13 protein-coding genes, 2 pseudogenes and 1 riboswitch are annotated in these 17,331 nt (G+C 71.0%); of the genes and pseudogenes, 9 read left to right on the plus strand and 6 right to left on the minus strand.

The genetic code is table 11. The annotated features are described in order from the left end of the window. Positions 1–111: 111 nt before the first annotated feature. Positions 112–654, plus strand: a complete 543-nt coding sequence (locus LNW71_RS30540) for an FABP family protein (protein ID WP_250971141.1) — start codon at positions 112–114, stop codon at positions 652–654. A 204-nt stretch (positions 655–858) separates the two neighbouring features. Here LNW71_RS30540 and LNW71_RS30545 read toward each other — a convergent pair whose 3' ends face one another. After that, the gene (locus LNW71_RS30545; RefSeq protein WP_250972199.1) at positions 859–1,674 is read right to left on the minus strand and encodes an alpha/beta fold hydrolase; all 816 of its coding nucleotides are present in this window, start codon (positions 1,672–1,674) and stop codon (positions 859–861) included. A 142-nt stretch (positions 1,675–1,816) separates the two neighbouring features. Between LNW71_RS30545 and LNW71_RS30550 the strand changes: the two genes are divergently transcribed. From LNW71_RS30550 to LNW71_RS30570, 5 genes are all read left to right on the plus strand, one after another. Then, positions 1,817–2,275, plus strand: coding sequence for a helix-turn-helix domain-containing protein (locus LNW71_RS30550; protein WP_250972200.1), 459 nt, complete (start codon positions 1,817–1,819; stop codon positions 2,273–2,275). Between the two features lie 449 nt (positions 2,276–2,724). After that, positions 2,725–2,910, plus strand: a riboswitch (cyclic di-AMP (ydaO/yuaA leader). A gap of 5 nt (positions 2,911–2,915) precedes the next feature. Continuing rightward, a complete protein-coding gene (locus LNW71_RS30555) occupies positions 2,916–3,785 on the plus strand; it encodes a LysM peptidoglycan-binding domain-containing protein (protein ID WP_250971142.1) in 870 nt (289 codons plus the stop codon). Positions 3,786–3,979: 194 nt separating this feature from the next. Then, positions 3,980–5,473 carry an FG-GAP repeat protein gene (locus LNW71_RS30560; protein WP_250971143.1) on the plus strand — a complete coding sequence of 498 codons (1,494 nt, stop codon included), beginning with the start codon at positions 3,980–3,982 and terminating at the stop codon, positions 5,471–5,473. A 405-nt stretch (positions 5,474–5,878) separates the two neighbouring features. After that, the gene (locus tag LNW71_RS30565; protein ID WP_250971144.1) at positions 5,879–6,958 is read left to right on the plus strand and encodes a dihydrodipicolinate reductase; all 1,080 of its coding nucleotides are present in this window, start codon (positions 5,879–5,881) and stop codon (positions 6,956–6,958) included. Next, positions 6,955–7,434 (plus strand): carboxymuconolactone decarboxylase family protein, encoded by a 480-nt coding sequence (locus tag LNW71_RS30570; RefSeq protein WP_250971145.1) that lies wholly within the window; start codon positions 6,955–6,957, stop codon positions 7,432–7,434. The genes LNW71_RS30565 and LNW71_RS30570 overlap by 4 nt, the downstream gene beginning before the upstream one ends. An 88-nt stretch (positions 7,435–7,522) precedes the next feature. Here the strand turns inward: LNW71_RS30570 and LNW71_RS30575 are convergent. Then, positions 7,523–9,165: pseudogene (locus LNW71_RS30575) on the minus strand (GMC oxidoreductase). A 192-nt stretch (positions 9,166–9,357) separates the two neighbouring features. Here LNW71_RS30575 and LNW71_RS30580 point away from each other — a divergent pair. Continuing rightward, the gene (locus LNW71_RS30580) at positions 9,358–9,546 is read left to right on the plus strand and encodes an antitoxin (protein ID WP_250971146.1); all 189 of its coding nucleotides are present in this window, start codon (positions 9,358–9,360) and stop codon (positions 9,544–9,546) included. A gap of 141 nt (positions 9,547–9,687) precedes the next feature. Here LNW71_RS30580 and LNW71_RS30585 read toward each other — a convergent pair whose 3' ends face one another. Further along, positions 9,688–9,861, minus strand: coding sequence for a hypothetical protein (locus LNW71_RS30585; protein WP_250971147.1), 174 nt, complete (start codon positions 9,859–9,861; stop codon positions 9,688–9,690). A 135-nt stretch (positions 9,862–9,996) separates the two neighbouring features. Between LNW71_RS30585 and LNW71_RS30590 the strand changes: the two genes are divergently transcribed. Continuing rightward, entirely contained in the window at positions 9,997–12,525 is a 2,529-nt protein-coding gene (locus tag LNW71_RS30590) for a SpoIIE family protein phosphatase (protein ID WP_250971148.1), read from the plus strand. Between the two features lie 170 nt (positions 12,526–12,695). On the opposite strand, the gene LNW71_RS30595 is transcribed toward LNW71_RS30590, so the two are convergent. Next, the gene (locus tag LNW71_RS30595; protein WP_250971149.1) at positions 12,696–14,156 is read right to left on the minus strand and encodes a DHA2 family efflux MFS transporter permease subunit; all 1,461 of its coding nucleotides are present in this window, start codon (positions 14,154–14,156) and stop codon (positions 12,696–12,698) included. A gap of 79 nt (positions 14,157–14,235) precedes the next feature. Here LNW71_RS30595 and LNW71_RS30600 point away from each other — a divergent pair, with 79 nt between their 5' ends. Beyond that, positions 14,236–14,931, plus strand: coding sequence for a TetR/AcrR family transcriptional regulator (locus LNW71_RS30600; RefSeq protein ID WP_250971150.1), 696 nt, complete (start codon positions 14,236–14,238; stop codon positions 14,929–14,931). Between the two features lie 60 nt (positions 14,932–14,991). Here LNW71_RS30600 and LNW71_RS30605 read toward each other — a convergent pair whose 3' ends face one another. Further along, positions 14,992–16,317 (minus strand): geranylgeranyl reductase family protein, encoded by a 1,326-nt coding sequence (locus LNW71_RS30605; RefSeq protein WP_250971151.1) that lies wholly within the window; start codon positions 16,315–16,317, stop codon positions 14,992–14,994. 437 nt (positions 16,318–16,754) lie between these two features. Next, positions 16,755–17,239 (minus strand): annotated as a pseudogene (locus LNW71_RS30610) (potassium channel family protein). Between the last annotated feature and the right edge of the window lie 92 nt (positions 17,240–17,331).

Consider the following 17,331-nt stretch of genomic DNA (forward strand, 5'->3'; position numbering starts at 1 on the left):
TCGGGTACGGCAGTGTGCACGAGCCCCCGCTGCCTCCGCCAAGGGCGTGGAAGCGACCCGCCAGCCCTTAGGCTGCGACCCGGCACCCGCCTCGACCCAGGAGCGCACCACATGTTCGACCCCGCCCAGAAGTACCCGTACCCCGACGCCCTTCGAGCGGACGAAGCGCCCGCGCCGCATCCGCTGCTCGCGCCGCTGACCGGCTTCCTGGGCACCTGGGCCGGCCGGGGCCGCGGGGAGTACCCGACGATCGACGGGGAGTTCGTGTACGCGCAGGAGGTCACCTTCAGCCACGACGGGCGGCCCTTCCTCCACTACGAGGCGCGAGCCTGGCTGCTCGGCGCGGACGGTGCCCCGCTGCGTCCGTCGGCCCGGGAGAGCGGCTGGTGGCGGATGCAGCCGGACGGGCGTGTCGAGGCACTGATCACCCAGCCCACGGGCATCGCGGAGATCCTGACCGGCCGCGCGGCCGACGGCGGGGTGGACCTCGCCACCCATCAGGTGGCTCTCGCGCCCACCGCCAAGCAGGTCGACGCCACCCGCCGGCGCTACGCCCTGACGGAGGACGGCACGCTCGAGTTCTTCCATGACCTCGCGGCGGTCGGGCAGCCGCTGCAGCACCACCTTTCGGCGCAGCTTCGACGCGAGAGCTGAAGCCGGGGCGCCAACGCCATGAAGCTGGTCGAGGAGGCCCTCCTCGGCGACATGGAGGGCAAGGCGCGCGAGCTGCGCCCGCGCCGGCGGGCGCGATCCTGACTCCCGGGCCTGCGTGCCGACTTGGCTCCCGCGTAGTCCGGGGCCTCGGCGGCGAGCGGGGAACGGCTCAGCCCGGACCACATCGTCGGGGGCCGTCCGCGCTCATGCCCCGGCCAGGACGCCCCGCAGCCGGGCCGCGTACGCCCGCGGATGCGTGGTGTTGCCGTTGTGTCCGCCGGGAAACGTGACGACATCCCGGCCGACCAGCTCGGCGAGGTTCCGAGCGCACTGTCCGACGAAGACGGACGGCGCGGTGGTGCTGCCGCCGGCGGGCACGATGCGTACCGGAGTCGACCGCAGCGCTTTCACGTCGAGTTCGGCCTCGATGACGGCGGTGAAGTCGTGGTTGATGAAGAAGTCGAAGTTGGCGACACGGCGCGGAGTGAGTGGCATCGGAGTGAGGTCCGGCTCGGTCTCCTGGCGCGCGGGATCGATGCCGAGCACTCTCGCGATCTCGGGAAATGCGGCCTTGAGCCCGCCGTCGCGGTGGACCTGCTGGAGGTGCGCGAGCTCGGACGTGTGACGGTCGCGCTGCGCGGCGGGCAGCAGTGACGGCGCGACCGGGTCGTGCGCCACCAGCAGACCGAGCTGGCCGGGATGGGCGACCGCGAGGTGCAGACCGATCGCGGCGCCCATGCTGCACCCGAGCATCAGGGCGGGCTCGTCGGTCAGTTCGGCCAGCAGCCGGTGCACGTCGTCGGCGTGCTGCGCCATGGTGACGGGCTGTCCGGGGCGGCGGAGCGTGCTCCGGGACAGGCCCCGGCGGTCGTAGGTGACGACGGTGAACCGGTCGACGAGCAGGTCGACCAGGTCGGTGCTGCGATCGGCGTCGCCCTCACCGCTCTGCGAGACGAGCAGCAGCGGGCCGGAGCCGCGGACTTCGTAGTGGAGTTCGGCGCCTTCGGTGTCGAGGAACATCAGGATCTCCCGGTCGGGTGTGGTGGGAGGCGCCTTGAGCGCCGCCCTGCGCTCCAGACCGTAGTCCATCTATTTAGATGCATCAATAAGGATGCATCGTTAGTGATGGAATCGGCGTAGTATTCCGGCCATGAGCCCCTCGATGACCCCCGTCCAGCTGTTCCTCCTGGGGCGGACCCTCATGAAGATCGGCGAGGAAGCCCTGCCGGATCCGCGTCCGTCGGCCCACGCGCACCAGGGCGGCACCCGCGCGGCCCTGGTCGTGCTGAGCGACCTCCTGGCCCACCCGGACACGTCGGTGAGTGCGATCGCCGTGCGCACGGGTCTGCCCCAGAGTCAGGTCTCGGGCGCCGTGGCCCGGCTGAAGGAGACGGGCTCGGTGGTGACCGCACCCGACCCGGCCGACGGCAGGCGGCAGTTGATCCGCAGGGCGCCCGAAGTGTCGGAGCGGGTGGCCGAGGTGCGGGCGGCGCGGATCGACGGGGCCCTGGCCACCGCCCTCGGCACCGATGACCCGCAGCAGCTCCTCGCGGTCACCGAAGCGCTCGACGTACTCGCCCGTCATCTCACGCCGGAGGCCATCGGCCGCCTGCGGCCGTGAGCACCGGCGCCGGGGAGGCGTGACGCCGGCCTGCGCTCTGAGCGCCGGCCTGTGCGCAGCAGTGTCCGGACACTCAATGGTGCGTGCCCGGATCCGCCTCGCGGCCCGTGGCCGGGTGCTCCTTCTTCCGCGCGGCGTGCCGGATCGCTGAATGTCCTATTTAGGGTGTTTTTTCATAATCAATCCCCGTGGGTACGCAAGGTCGCCTTTCGCGTGTCAAAAGATCAAAGTAGAGAGCAAATCGCCCTTTTCGGGCACAGTGGCCAGTGTCACTTCCCCGCCCCCGGACGCACGACTGCCGGCCTCGGTTCCCTGTCGCGCCAAGAAAGTTGACTTCTTCCGCCGGGGTCGGTCGCGGGGATTCCCTTTAATTGATCTTGCGAATCAATTGAGATCCGGAATTCAGGACTTGTTTCGCTCCGCGTTTCTCGCTTACGGTCACCGTCAATCCGGATGGAACGCCGAATCCTGCCGCCGTCCGGTAACCCGACCACTCACGTACGGCAGGAGCGGGGGACCCAGGTTTGCCGCCGGTCCGGTATCCGGAGCGGCTAGGGGTGAAGTCGCATTCACATGCGGCCGGACATCTCCAGTCCGAACCCGACAGCTCACCTCGCAGGCGGCGGAGAGGAAAAGCGCCATGCCCATCAAGGGTAAGCACCGTCGTGCCAAGTCCATGTCCCTGACCCGCGGTTTCATCGCCGTGAGCACGGGCGGAGTCGTTCTCGCACTCCCCATGATCGTTGCCGGATCGGCATCCGCCGCACCGGCACACTCTGCCGTCGCAGAAAAGGCAGTAGCCCCGACTTCCGTTGCTGCCAAGGAAATTGCCGGACAGAAGGTGAAGTCCGCCACCTATTCCGTGGTCTCCGGTGATTCGCTTTACAAGATCGCCCAGGGGCATTCCCTGAGTGGCGGCTGGGAGCGGCTGTACAAGGACAACCGGAGTGCCGTCGGTGGTAACCCCGACCTGATTCACCCGGGCCTGAAGCTGACCATCGGCGCCAAGTCCGCTACCGCCGCGCCGAAGTCGGCACCCAAGACCGAATCGAAGGCAGCGACCGGCGCCTCCCAGTCGTCGGCCGACCGGGCCGAGGGAGCCGACCGTGCGGACCGTTCCGAGCGGACGGCCACGCCCGTCCTCGAGGAGACCGCCGCCACCACGCCCGCCCCGGCCGCGACGGCGTACACGGACGACCTCGACGGCTGGATCAAGGAGTCGCTGGCCGTCATGGCCGAGCACGGCATCCCCGGCAGCTACGACGGCATCTACCGCAACATCATGCGCGAGTCCTCGGGCAACCCCCAGATCGTCAACAACTGGGACTCGAACGCCGTGGCCGGCACCCCGTCGAAGGGGCTGCTCCAGGTCATCCAGCCCACGTTCGACGCCTACCACGTTCCCGGTACGTCGATGGACATCCTCGACCCGGTCGCGAACATCACCGCCGCGTGCAACTACGCGGCTGCCACGTACGGCTCGATGGACAACGTGTTCGGCGCCTACTGAGGCCGAGTGACCGCCCTCACGGGCACGTCCTCCTGAAGGGGTGGAGAAGAGCCGGGCGGCTCTTCTCCACCCCTTTTCCCGTGCCGTACAACCCTTGCGCCTCATAGGCGGTCAAACGGGGCGCCAGGAAGGTAACGGGCTCTTCCCGGCGTCCCCCGGCCCCGCCCGGTCGTCCTTGAACCAAGGAGCCGCTCGTGCGCACCTACCGTCCGGCCGCTGTCGTCGCGGCCTCGTTCCTCCTGATGGCAGGGGCCGCCGTCGCCGCGCCCTCCGCCTACGCCGGTACCCCCGGCGGAACGCACGCGAACGACCGCAACACCGATTTCAACGGTGACGGTTACGAGGACGTGCTCGTGGGCGCGCCCGCCGGGGCCGTCGGCGGGAAGAAGGGCGCGGGGTACGTCACCGTGCAGTACGGCTCGTCGACCGGCATCGGCACCAACCGGTCCGCGGTCCTCAGTCAGAACACCAACGGGGTGCCGGGAACCGCCGAGGCGGGTGACGGCTTCGGCCGCGCCCTCGCCACCGGCGACCTCGACGGGGACGGGTTCGACGACGCGATCGTGGGTCTGCCCGGCGAGGACGTCGAACCGGTGCCCGACGCCGGCGGCATCGTGGTGCTGTGGGGTTCCCCGAAGGGGCTCACCGGCACCGACAGCGACTGGCTGCAGGCGGATGAGCCCACCGGCAGTGCCCAGTTCGGCGGCGCGCTCGCGGCGGCGCACTTCAGCCCCGACATCCCGGGCGACCAACTGGCCGTGACCGACCGCGAGAACCTCACCCTCTACCAGTACGACGCGGCGGCGAAGCAGAAGTCCGCGCCGCCGGCGCCCGCCTCCCGCAACCGGCTGACCCCCGGCACCCCGGGCCGCCAGATCGTGCCCAAGGCGCTGACCACGGGCGACTACGACGCCAGCGGTCTCGCCGACCTCGTCGTCTCCGGGGTCACCGTGGGCGACGAGCCGGGGTATGGCTGGTCGTCGCTCTTCTTCGGCGAGGTCCAGGGGCTCCGCTACGACCGTGATCTGCGCGGCGGCCCCGCCGTCGCGTCCGGCGACATCAACAACGACGGCTACGACGACCTGGTCACCGGGGAGCCCACCAGCCCCGACGACGGCGGCGAATTCGTCAACGGCGGCGTGGTCGGCGTGTACTACGGCAGCGCCGGCGACGGCCCGGTCGGCGCCGAGGGCCCCGGCACACCGCCGGTGTGGTGGACCCAGGACACCGCCGGTGTCCCCGGCGCGGACGAGCGCGGCGACGGCTGGGGCACGGACCTGTCCGTGGCGGACACCAACGGCGACGGGTACGCGGACGTGGCGATCGGCGCACCGGGCGAGGACATCGGCACGGTCCTGGACGCCGGGGCCGTGTGGGTGCTGCGCGGCTCGGCCGGCGGACTGACCGCCGACGGCGCCGCCTCGTGGGACCAGGACTCGGAACACGTCCCCGGTGTCCCGGAGCGGGGTGACCGCTGGGGCGGCCAGGTCAGGCTGACCGACCCGAACAAGGACGGCCGCTTCGGCCTGCTGACCGCGGCGCCCGGTGAGGACGCGGGCAACGGCGTCGTCTGGGTGTTCTCGGCGGGCACGGCCGGGGTCACGGCCGCCGGCTCGTGGACGTACGACGGCGGATCACTCGGCGCCGCGTCGGCGGTCGCCGCGTTCGGGGCCACGATCGACGAGTAACCAGGCCCACCCGGCCGGACCGGGCGACCGGGGACCGGGGGAGGGCGACCGGGGCAAAGAGCGTGCGGGCTCGGCCCCGGTCGACCTTCCGGCTTCCGGCGAGGAGTCCACCGGGCCGGCCGTCCGGCAGAGCGTGCGGGCTTGGCCGTCCGTCGTTTTCCCGGCGAGGAGTCCACCGAGCCAGCTGTCCGGCAATGTGTGCAGGCTTGGCCGCCCTTCGTTCTCCCTGCCGTCCGGCAGAGCCTGCGGGCCTGCTCCGGTCGTCTTCCCTCCCGGCCGGCAGGGCGTGCGGGCGTGTCCCATGCCGCGCCGACCGGGAGAGCTCGGCGCGGGCTCGGACAGCCGTCTCAACCCGGTGGGCGATGGCACTATGAACCTTTCATCCCGCGCGCTACCCTCCGCCGCATGATTTCCACGGTGGTCTGGGGAACCGGCAATGTCGGCCGCGCGGCCATCCGCGCCGTCGAGGCCCATCCGGCCCTGAAACTCGCGCACGTGCTTGTGCACGACCCCGGCAAGGTGGGCCGCGACGCGGGCGACCTCGCCGGGATCGGCCGCGATCTGGGTGTCGTGGCGACCGACGACATCGACGCGGTGCTGGCCGCCGCTCCCCACGCCGTGGTGTACGCGGCCTCCGGGGACATCCGCCCCGACGAGGCGCTGACCGACGTCACCAGGGCGGTCCGGGCAGGCACGGTGGTGGTCACGCCCGCCCTCTACGCGCTCTACGACCGCCGCGGCGCCCCGCCGGAGTTCAGCGAACCGGTCCTGGCAGCCGTCGCCGACGGTGGAGGCTCGCTGTTCGTCTCCGGCGTCGACCCCGGCTGGGGCAACGACGTGCTGCCCCTGCTGATCAGCGGACTCGGCAGCACGATCGACGTGATCCGCTGCCAGGAGATCTTCGACTACTCCACCTACGACCAGCCCGACTCCGTCCGCCACCTGATCGGTATGGGGCATCCCATGGAGTACGAGCCGCTCATGCTCGCACCCACCGTCCCGACCATGGTGTGGGGCGGGCAGATACGGCTGATGGCCAGGGCTCTGGGCGTGGAGCTCGACGACATCCGCGAGACGATGGCCCGGCGGCCGCTCGAAGCGACGGTGAGCACCAGGACGATGGGCGAGTTCGAGGCCGGCACCCAGGGCGCGGTGCGGTTCGAGGTGCAGGGCATCGTCGAGGGTGAACCCCGCATCGTCATCGAGCACATCACCCGTATCCACCCCTCCGCCGCCCCGGACTGGCCGTCACCTCCCGACGGGGCCGGGGCCCACCGCGTGATCATCGAGGGCCGTCCGCGCATCGAGGTCACGGTCGAGGCCACCGACGAGGGTGAGAACCGGTCGGCGGGCGGCAACGCCACCGCGGTCGGCAGGCTGGTGAACGCCATCGACTGGCTGGTGGACGCGGAACCCGGACTCTACGACGCGCTCGACGTCCCCCTGCGTCCCGCAGCCGGCAGACTCGGAAGGAAACAGCCATGATCATCGACATACCCGAGGGCCAGGAACCGATCGGCTACGTGTGGGGCGACATGGTCCCCGGCATCGGGATGGCCGCCGCGAACTTCTCGCTGTCGGTGTACCAGCACACCTCGCTCGGGCTCCGTGAGTTCGAGGCCGCCCGGCTGCGGATCGCACAGATCAACGGGTGCCTGTTCTGCCTCGACTGGCGCACGGAACGGGACGGCGACAAGGTCGAGGAGGAGTTCGCCGACGCGGTGACCGAGTGGCGTACCGCCGACCGCTTCGACGACCGGACGCGGCTGGCGGCCGAGTACGCCGAGCGCTACGCCCTGGACCACCACGGTCTGGACGAGGAGTTCTGGACCCGGATGACCGCGCACTACAGCCAGCACGAGATCGTCGAGCTGAGCATGAGCATCGGCTCCTGGCTGGCGTTCGGCCGGCTCAACCACGTACTGGGTCTCGACGCGGTGTGCGTACTGCCCGGTCACTGACCGGGCAGTACCCGTCCGCCCCGCCCGGCAGGAGGCCGGTCCCGCGGCCTCCTGCCGGGCGGCTCGCGCCGCCGGACCGCCGGCCGTGTCACAGATCGGTGGCGATGATCTTCTCGATGTTCCGTTCGGCGAGCGCAGTGATGGTGACGAACGGGTTGACGCTGGTGTTGCCGGGGATCAGTGAGCCGTCGATCACGTACAGGCCCGAATACCCGTGCAGGCGACCGTAGTTGTCGGTTGCCCGGTCCAGCACCGCGCCGCCGAGCGGGTGGTAGGTGAGATGGTCGCCCCAGATCTTGTAGACGCCGAACAGGTCGGTCCGGTAGATCGTGCCCTCCTTGGCGTTGATCTTGTCGAAGATCGATTTGGCCATGTCGATGGACGGCTGCTTCCACGAGGTCTGCCAGTTCAGGTCGACCTTGCCCGTCGCGGCGTTCCAGGAGAACTGGGCGCGGTTCGGGTTCTTCGTGATCGACAGGTAGAACGAGGCGAACGTCTCGATCCCGGTCGGCAGCGGTGCGACTTCGGCGAACGCGCCGCCTGCGTTCCAGTTGTCGATACCGCCGCAGGGGATGCTCGACTGGACCGCACCCGTCGGGTCCCACAGGTGGTTCGCGCGGCCGCACATGACGTTGCCGTTGTCGCCCCAGCCCTTGCCGATCTCGTCGTTCAGGCCGGGCAGTGCACCGGTGGCCTTCAGCTGGGTCAGCAGCTTGCTGGTGCCGACGCTGCCGGCCGCGAAGAACACCTTGTCCGCCGTCACCGTCTTGGTGGCCGCGGTGCTCCCGTCGGTCTGGAGCTGGTCGATGACGACGGTGTAGCCGCCGGCCGGCGCCGGGGTCACCGAAGTCACCTTGTGCAGCGGCGAGATGGTGACGTTGCCGGTCGCCGCGATCTGGGCGAGATAGGTCTTCTGCAGGGACTTCTTGCCGTAGTTGTTGCCGTAGAGGATCTCGCCGTCCAGTGCCGACTTCGGGACGGTGCCGGCCGCCTCCTGCTCCATGTAGTCCCAGTCGTACACGTCGGGCACGAAGACGAACGGGAAGCCGGAGCGCTGGGCCTGTTTGCGGCCGACCCGGGCGTACTGGTAGCAGGCGGCGCTGTCGAACCAGGCCGGGTCGACGGTGGCGACCCCGAGGCCCGCGTTGGCGCGCGGGTAGTAGGTGGCGTACATCTCGTCGGCGTTCACCGAGGGCAGGACGGCGCCGAAGTTCTCGCGCTTGGGCGTCACCGCCATGCCGCCGTTGACCAGCGAACCGCCGCCGACGCCGCGCCCCTGGTACACCGTGATGCCGCTGAAGTCCTCGGCGTCCAGGATTCCGGTGTAGCGGGGGATCGACTTGTCGATGGGGAAGCCGAGGAAGTTGCTGAGGGGCTGCTTGGTCTTGGTGCGCAGCCAGTACGAGCGGCCGTCGGGCTTCGTCGTGTTGGCGAAGATCTTGCCGTCCGACCCGGGGGTGTCCCAGGACATCCCATCTCCACCATGTGGACGTGGATGCCCGCGCGGGCGAGCCGCAGGGCGGCCACGGAGCCGCCGTACCCGGTGCCGATCACCAGCACCGGGACGTGCTGCCCGTTGCCGATCACAGCGGCTGTGCCGACGCTCCGTGCCTGGGCGGCGGTGGCATGACCCGAGAGCGCTGCGGCTCCCAGGATGAAACCTGTTCTAGCCATAAATCTGCGGCGTGAGACACCACTGGATCCCTTGTCGGATAAGCTTGAGTCCGTCATGTGACCTTCCTCACTCTCGACCGAATGGGAACGAGTTCTACTGGCGGTCGCGTGAGAAGTCACTACATACCAGTGGGTAATTTCCCCGGGTCCCACGCCTCCGGCGGCCACCGCGGCCCCGCCGTCCCGGGGTGCGGCACCGGGGCATCGCATGGATGCTGGGATGGTCAGCGTTCCATGAGGAGGACAGTCATGAGCATGCTCGACAAGATCAAGGGTCTGATGAAGGGGCACCCCGACCAGACCCGTCAGGGAGTCGAGAAGGGTGGCGACTTCATCGACGACAAGACGCACAACAAGTACAGCGGGCAGGTCGACTCCGCCCAGCAGAAGCTCAATGACCAGACCGGTGACCGCCGCCCGCCCGCCGACGGACGGTAGGGCGTCGGGGGCTGCCCGTCCCCCGCGTCCACCGGTCGTGGGGCCTCGTGCACTCGCGAAGGAGCGGTAGTCGCCATCGGTGGCGACTACCGCTCCTTCGCGTATGCGGGCGTAGGCGGTGGGTCGTGGAGCGCCCGGGGTTCAGTTGTGGCCGAACTTCCGCTCGCGCTTGTGGGAGACCTGCTCGGAGATCGCCTTCACCGGATCGGACCCGGATGATGCCGTGCTCGTCTGCTCCTTGGTCTCCGCGTGCGCGGAGGGCTCATGGCCGCCGGTGCGGGCCCCGCGGTTCTGCCTGCTCTGCTTCTTGCCCATGATCGTGCCTCCTGTGCGGATGGTGGACGATGGGCCGCCTTTAGAGTTACATACAAGTACGAAGAGTGCATTTCGGTCAGCTGTCTCCCGCCCTCTGAAGTGCGGGGCACGGCAGCCGGGGAGCATGCTTGACGTGTGACCTGGTACGGCGCGGCCCGGCGTGCTCCGCTCAGCGAGAGCGCAAGTGTGCCCGGCCCACTGGACGACGGCCGGGCGCCGGACGAACTGTCCCTGGTGCTCGCCCAGGCCGTCGTGGGCGCGATCGAGTCCGCGGGCGGGCAGGCGGGCGGCGTCTACCTGCCCTCCAGTACGCCGGGCCTACTCCGGCTCGCGGTACTCGCAGGGCTGCCCGGACTGCTCTTCCGCCCCTGGTGGCGGATGCATGTGAACCGCCCGTTCCCGGTGGCCGAGGCCTTCCGCTCGGGCCGACCCGTACACCTCGCCGACGCCGAGGAGGCCATGCGCCGCTTCCCGCAGCTGATGGCAGGCCTGCCGTTCCCGTTCGGCTCCCTGTACGTACCGGTCATCAGCGGTGGCGAGTCGGTCGGGGTCCTGGTGGTCCTGCGTGCGGCGACCCCCGGCAAACCGGTGGGCTCCACCGACCGGCGCAGGCTGCAGCGAGTCGCCGAGCAGCTGGGCGGCGCTCTGGCCGGCCTGGCGTCCGCGGGTGCGAAGCCGCAGTGGGACGAGGAGCCGCTCCCGGTCCAGCTGCCCGCGGGCAGCTCGCCACCCGTACGGATCGGCCGCTTCGACTGGGACCTGGAGAGCGGCGCCGTGGGTGCGGACGCCGAGCTGTGCGCGATCCTCGGCACCGGACCCGCCGAGTTCCCCGGCACCATCGACGCACTTGCGGCACGCATGGCGCCGGAGGACGTGTACGGGCTGTGGACCCTGGCCCGCCAGGCGGCGGGGTCGGGCGGACCGGTCGTGCGCAGAATGCGGTTGCGCGGCCCGGACGGGCGCTCGCATCTGCTGGAGGTCTCCGGGCGCAGGGAAGGCGGGACCGGCGCCGGCGCCGCGAGCCATCTGACCGGTTTCCTGGTGGACCTCGGTATCGGCCCGGTCGTCGCGGAAGCGGCCGACCGGCTGCCGCGCGGCATCTTCTCGCTGGACCGCTTCGGCCGGATCACCTACATCAACCGGCTGGGCGTGGAGGCTCTCGGCCGCGCCAGATCGGAGCTGATCGGGCGGGTCCTGTGGGAGGTCCTTCCGTGGTTCGCGAACCCGGCGTACGAGGACCACTACCGGGCGGCGATGCTGTCCGACGCCCCGGTCCACTTCCTCGCCCGGCGCAACCCTCCGCCCTGGCTCTCGGTCTCCCTGTACCCCGGCCACGACGGCCTGACGGCCGTGCTCACCCCCACCGAGGAGCCGGTCTACACACCGGGCTCCGTGGTCTCACCGGGGCTGGGGCTCGGTTCACCGGCCGACCGGTCCGCGGCCCTGTACCGGCCGGTCGCGCTGGCCATCGCGCTCACGGAGGCCGTCACCGCACGCCAGGTGTCCGCGGTGGTCACCGAGGAACTGCTGCCCGCCTTCGGCGGCAGGCAGCTCGCGATCTACCTGCTCAAGGAGGGCCACCTCTACCTGGAGTGGGAGACCGGCTTCCCCCGGGGCTTCCTGAACCGGTTCGACGGTGTCGGCCTGGACGCCCGCATTCCCGGCGTGGAGACACTCACCTCGGGCCGCCCCATCTTCTTCGAGTCGATGCAGCACCTGGCCGCCGCCTACCCGGGTATCCCGATGGACGCCGACGTCGGGGCCCGGGCCTTCCTGCCGCTGATCGCCTCCGGCCGGCACGTCGGTTCGTGCATCCTCGGCTTCAACCAGCCGCGTGGCTTCAGCCCCGAGGAGCGCACGGTCCTCACCGCACTGGCCGGTCTCATCGCCCAGGCCCTCCAGCGGGCCCAGCGCTACGACACCGAGGCCGCCCTCGCCCGCGGTCTGCAGAACGTCCTGCTCCCGCACCGGCTGCCCGTCGTCGACCGGATGGACACCGCGGGCCGGTACCTTCCCGGCACCCAGGGCATGGACGTCGGCGGCGACTGGTACGACGTCATCGAGACCGGCGAGAAGCTGGCCCTGGTCATCGGGGACGTGCAGGGGCACGGTGTCGCGGCCGCCGCGACGATGGGCCAGCTGCGCAGCGCCGTCCGGGCCTTCGCGCTCAGCGGGCACGACCCGCAGGAGGTGGTGAGCGGCACCAACCGGCTGCTCATCGATCTCGACCCCGGACAGTTCGCCAGCTGCTGCTACATCGTCATGGACCCGGCCACCGGCGACACCCAGGCCGTACGCGCCGGACACCCGCAGCCCGTGCTGCGCCGCCCGGACGGCACGGCCGAGGTCATGGACCTCTCGGGCGGAATCGTGCTCGGTGTCGACGCAGGCGCGTCCTACCCGGTCACCGAACTGAACCTGGCCCCGGGCGCGATGCTCGCCCTGTACACCGACGGAATGGTCGAACAGTCCGGTACGGACATCGACGTCGGCATCGAGCGGCTGCGCCGTACGATCGCCGACTTCGGCCCGGCCCCGCTGGCCGACACCGCCGACCATGTGATCGGGCGGGCCAGGCAGGCCCCGGACCGGCCCGACGACATCGCCCTGCTGCTGGCCGCCCGCTGGGCCGACGGGGACGGTCCGCCGGCCCGTAATCCGTGATCCGGCGCTGCCCGCCGGCGGTTGCGAAGGGGCGCTCGCCTTCAATGACCCGAACTACCGCCGGGGTACGCGTCATTGACGGTGAGCGCCCGCAGTTCGTCGGCACCGGTGCGGGCTCGGCCGGCCGGGCTTGTCGCGCACCGGTGTCCGGTCCGAAGGCCGGCCGGGGTTCAGGCGTGGTCGGGTACCGGCCGTGTTCCGGCGGCAGGCTCACCCGAGGCGGGTTCCGGCCGTGGTCTGCCCGGCAGCAGCAGACCCGCGACGAAGACCACGACAGCCCCGGCGACCGGCCACCAGAAGGCGTCGGCGAACGTGCCGGCGCCGGGCGTCGTGCCGGAGCCGCCGCTCTGCAGGATCAGTGCGACGACCGCGATGCCGAGCGACGCACCGATCTGGTTCAGGATGAAGACCGCGCCGGTGGCACCCGCGACCGCGTCGCCGGGGACCGTCCGGTAGACCGAGCCCATGGTGGGCGCGCCGACCAGGCCCATGCCGAAGCCCGCGGCGAACTGCGCTGCGGTCAGCGTGATCTGGGACGTGCCGGCATCGGATCCGGTGAAGACCAGGGCGCCGGCCCCGATGAGCAGCGCGCCGGCGGGCACGAGCCGCCGGGCGCCGGCCCGGTCCGCCAGACTGCCCGCCACCGGCATGCCGATCAGGGTGCCGAGGCCGAGCGGGGCGAGCAGCAGACCGGATTCGAGCACGGTGTGTCCCCGGACCTGCTGGTAGTACAGCGGCAGCAGGAAGAGCAGCGAGAACAGGCCGCCGCCGAGCAGGAACATGGTGGTCACGCTCGCGCTGAATCCCTTGCTCGTGAAGAGCCGCAGATCGAGCAGGGGCGTGCCGGTGGTGCGCAGCGCGTGCACGGCGTACGCCACGAAGAGGGTGAGGCCCACGGCTAGCCCGACGATCACCTCGGCCTCGCCGAATCCCGCCCGGCCGGCCTGCGACAGTGCGAACACGAGGGCGGCGAAGCCCGGGCAGAGCAGGGCGACACCCAGGGCGTCGAGCGGCGCGGGGACGCCGCCCGGCGCCGGGTCGGCCGGCAGCACCCGGACCGCCAGCACGATCGCGGCGAGGGCGAAGGGGATGTTGACCAGGAACATCCACTGCCAGGAGAAGCTGTCCAGCAGCAGCCCGCCGATGACGGGGCCGACGACCGGTCCGAGGGTGAGGGGGACGGAGACCAGCCCCATCACGCGGCCGATCCGGGCGGGGCCCGCGGCGCCCGCGACGACGGCCATCATGATCGGGTCGATCATGCCGCCGCCGAGACCCTGGACGATGCGGAAGGCGATCAGGCTCTCCGCGTTCCAGGCGCACGCGCAGAGTGCCGAGCCGATCAGGAACACCGAAAGTCCCAGCAGCCACATGCGCTTGGCGCCGAAGCGGACGACGGCCCAGCCGGCCGCCGGGATGGCCAGTGCGACCGCCAGCAGATAGCCGGTGGTGACCCACTCGACGGTGGCCAGCGTCGCGTGGAACTCGCCACCCAGCGTGCTGATTCCGACGTTGACGATCGTCGCGTCCAGGTAGGACATCATCCCGCCGAGCACCATGACGCCGACGAGCGTGAGTAAGGGGGCGTCGAGCCGGGCAGGCCCGCTCCCCGCTGTCTCTTTTTCAGGCACGGAAACTCCTTTTAACCATGTCAGCCAGTGAATTTTACTGGGTAGTTAAATTCTATGGCTGGGACGGTAGCATGGCGGAATGAGTGCCGGCGAGAACGCACAGAGGGCCGCAGGGGCCGGGGACCGAGGGCGGCTGGACAAGCGCCGCGCGATCGTGGATGCCGCCCTGCGGGTCTTCGCCCAGGTCGGATATGCACAGGCGAGCCTGGACGTGATCGCGGTCGAGGCCGGGGTCTCCAAACCGACGATCTACAACCACCTGGGATCGAAGGAGAAGCTCTTCCGGTACGTGATGACGGAGACGGCCGCCCGGTCCAACGCCAAGACCCTGGAGGTGCTGACCGCGTTCCCCACCGACCCGGCAGAACTACGGGCGGGCCTGGAGGACGTGGCGCACAAGCTCGTCGACTGTTACTGCGACGAGCAGTCCGAGGCGGTGCGCCGGCTGCTGTACGCGGAGGCCGTGCGCTTCCCCGACCTCTACGACGTGGTCCGGGCCGGCGGCCCGGACCAGTTCACCGAGGCGCTCGCGGGGCGGCTCGCCAGGCTCGCGAACGCCGGGTACCTGCGGGTCGAGGACCCGGTCCGGGCGGCCAACCAGTTCATCGCGCTGGTCTACGAGGAACTTCCCTCGATGAGCGCGCTCGGCACCCGCCCGCTGGGCCGGGCGGACGTCTCGAAGCTCGTGGCGGCGGGCGTCGACACGTTCCTGCGCGCCTTCGGCACGGACCCGTCCGCCGCCGGCCCGGCGGCGGACGGCGCCCACGCGCACTGACCGGGTCAGCGCAGTGCCAGGAGCGGTGCCGAGCCCGCCCCGGTCCGTCCCCGGGGGCGGTCAGCGCCGGCGCGCGCCGGGGGCGGGCACGAGACGCACCGCGGTGTTGAGGACGTGGTCGATCATGTCGCGCGAGGGCTTGTCCGTCAGGTTGCTGAGCAGCCGGGCCAGGGTGTTGAGCAGGAACGGTGAGCCCATCACATAACGGTTGAGGACGGGCTGGAACCCGGACCGGCTGAAGACGAGATCGGCAGCCGTGTTGCCGAGCCGGTAGTAGCGCCCCCAGCGGCGGTTCATCTCGACCGGATAGTGGTGGAGCGCCCGCTCCCGCCTCGGCCCCTGCGGCATGGCCAGGGCCAGCGCGGCGCTCTCGGCCGCGACCTCGCCGGCCTCCAGTGCCTGGCCGATGCCCTCACCGTTCCACGGGCTGATCATGCCCCCGGAGTCGCCGACCAGGAGCAGGCCGCGGGTGTAGAGCGGATGACGGTTGAGGCCCAGCGGCAGCGCGGCGCTGCGAACGGGCCCCTCGGCATTCTCCTCGCGCAGCCCCCACTCGGGCGGCGTGCGGGCCAGCCACTGGTCCAGAGTGGCCCGCAGGTCGGCGTTGCCGTGGCGACGGTGGGGGATCGCGCCGAGCCCCACGTTGACGCGGCCGTCACCCATCGGGAAGATCCAGCCGTACCCGGGCAGATAGCGCTCGCTCCGCGGGAAGCGGAGGTCGGCCCAGAGCTCCAGGAACTCCTCCCGGGAACGCTCGGGGCTGCGGTAGTAGCGGCGGGCCGCCGTGGCGATCTGACGTTTCGCGTCCCGCTGCAGCCCCATGGCGAGAGCGAGCCGGGCGGACGCACCGTCGGCGGCGATGACGACCGGCGCCCGGTGGACCACCGGTCCTGCCGTCGCGGAAACCGCTGCGACGCCGGTGATCCGTCCGGCCCGGTCGGTCACGGGCTCCGTCACCTTCGTACCGGTGCGCAGCCGGGCTCCGGCGGCGACGGCATGGCGCGCCAGGATGTCGTCGAAGTCGTGCCGGCTGCGGGTGAGGCCGAAGTCCGGGTAGCCACCCAGCGAGGGCCAGTCGATCTGCACCTGCCGGTCCCCGGTCACCCATCGCATCCCGCGCGACCGCGTCCAGCCGGGGGCCTTGATGTCGACTCCCATCCGGATGAGCTGATGGACCGCGCGCGGGGTGAGGCCGTCCCCGCACACCTTCTCCCGCGGGAAGTCGGACTTCTCCAGGAGCAGCACGTCCACGCCCGCTCTGGCGAGGTGGAAGGCGGCGGACGAGCCGGCCGGTCCCGCCCCCACCACGATCACCTGGGCCTCCTCGGACACGCCGGGGGCGGACTGTTCGTCCGGCGAGGACTTGCCTGCATGCGCTTCCCGCATCAGAACCCTTTCCTGGGACGGCCGGCACCGCTCGAGGACGGCGGCCCTTCACATCGACATCTTGCCGGTTCGCGATGCTCAAGGGCAGGTGATCAACAGGGTGGGTGCGCGGGCCGTCGGTCCGTTCGCAGGAAAGGGGCGACGCGGACCGGGGCCGCACCGAATGCGGCCCCGATGACGACGGAGGAGCGGCGCGCAGCGCGCGCACGCGCCCGGTCAGTACGGCAGCGGGCGTCCCGACGGAGTGCGCAGGTCGAGCGGCGGCGGCCGTGACGGAAGCTGGGGACGCCGGACGACTCTGATGCGGCCCATTGCCACCACCTCCTCGGTCACCGGTCCTATGCCCGACCGTGCACCGTTCACACGTCGGCGGGCCGATGAACGGGTCCCGCAGCCGCGCTCCTGCGCGGGCGAAGGGCGTGCGGGCGAAGGGCGCGCTACTCCGGCGGTCTGCGGCCCGAGTCGGCGAGCAGTTGCTCGATGCGGTCGAAACGCGCGTGCAGGAGCTGCGTGGTCTCTTCCCGGACGTGCCGCGCCGTCTGCTCCGCCGCGGTGGTGAGCCGGTGGCTGCGGTTCTGTTCATGCCCCACGAACCAGGTGGCGAGGGCCGCGGTGACCATCCCGTAGGTGGTGATGCCCACCCCCATCACCACGACGGCGACGAGCCGCCCCACAGGGTCACCGGGAAGAAGTCCCCGTATCCGACGGTCGTCGCGGTCTCCGCCGACCACCACAGGGCCCGGGGGTAGGTGGTGAGGGTGGCGCGCGGTGCGTGTTGTTCGGCCACGAGCACCGCCCAGGAGCCGACGAGCAGGGTCAGGGCGAGGACCACGGTCGCCCAGCCCACCGCCTTGAGGTGGAGCGAACGGCCTTCCCGGCCGAGCAGCAGCTCGACCGCCTTGGTCAGAATCACAGGCACCATTTCCGGATCATGCGCGGCGACCGGTGGCGCCGGTGGCCGGGCGCGCACCGACCCGGGCTGCGTCACCCGATCGGAACGCGTCCACCGCCCCC

This window comes from Streptomyces sp. RKAG290 (genome assembly GCF_023701695.1).
Classification (GTDB): Bacteria; Actinomycetota; Actinomycetes; order Streptomycetales; family Streptomycetaceae; genus Streptomyces.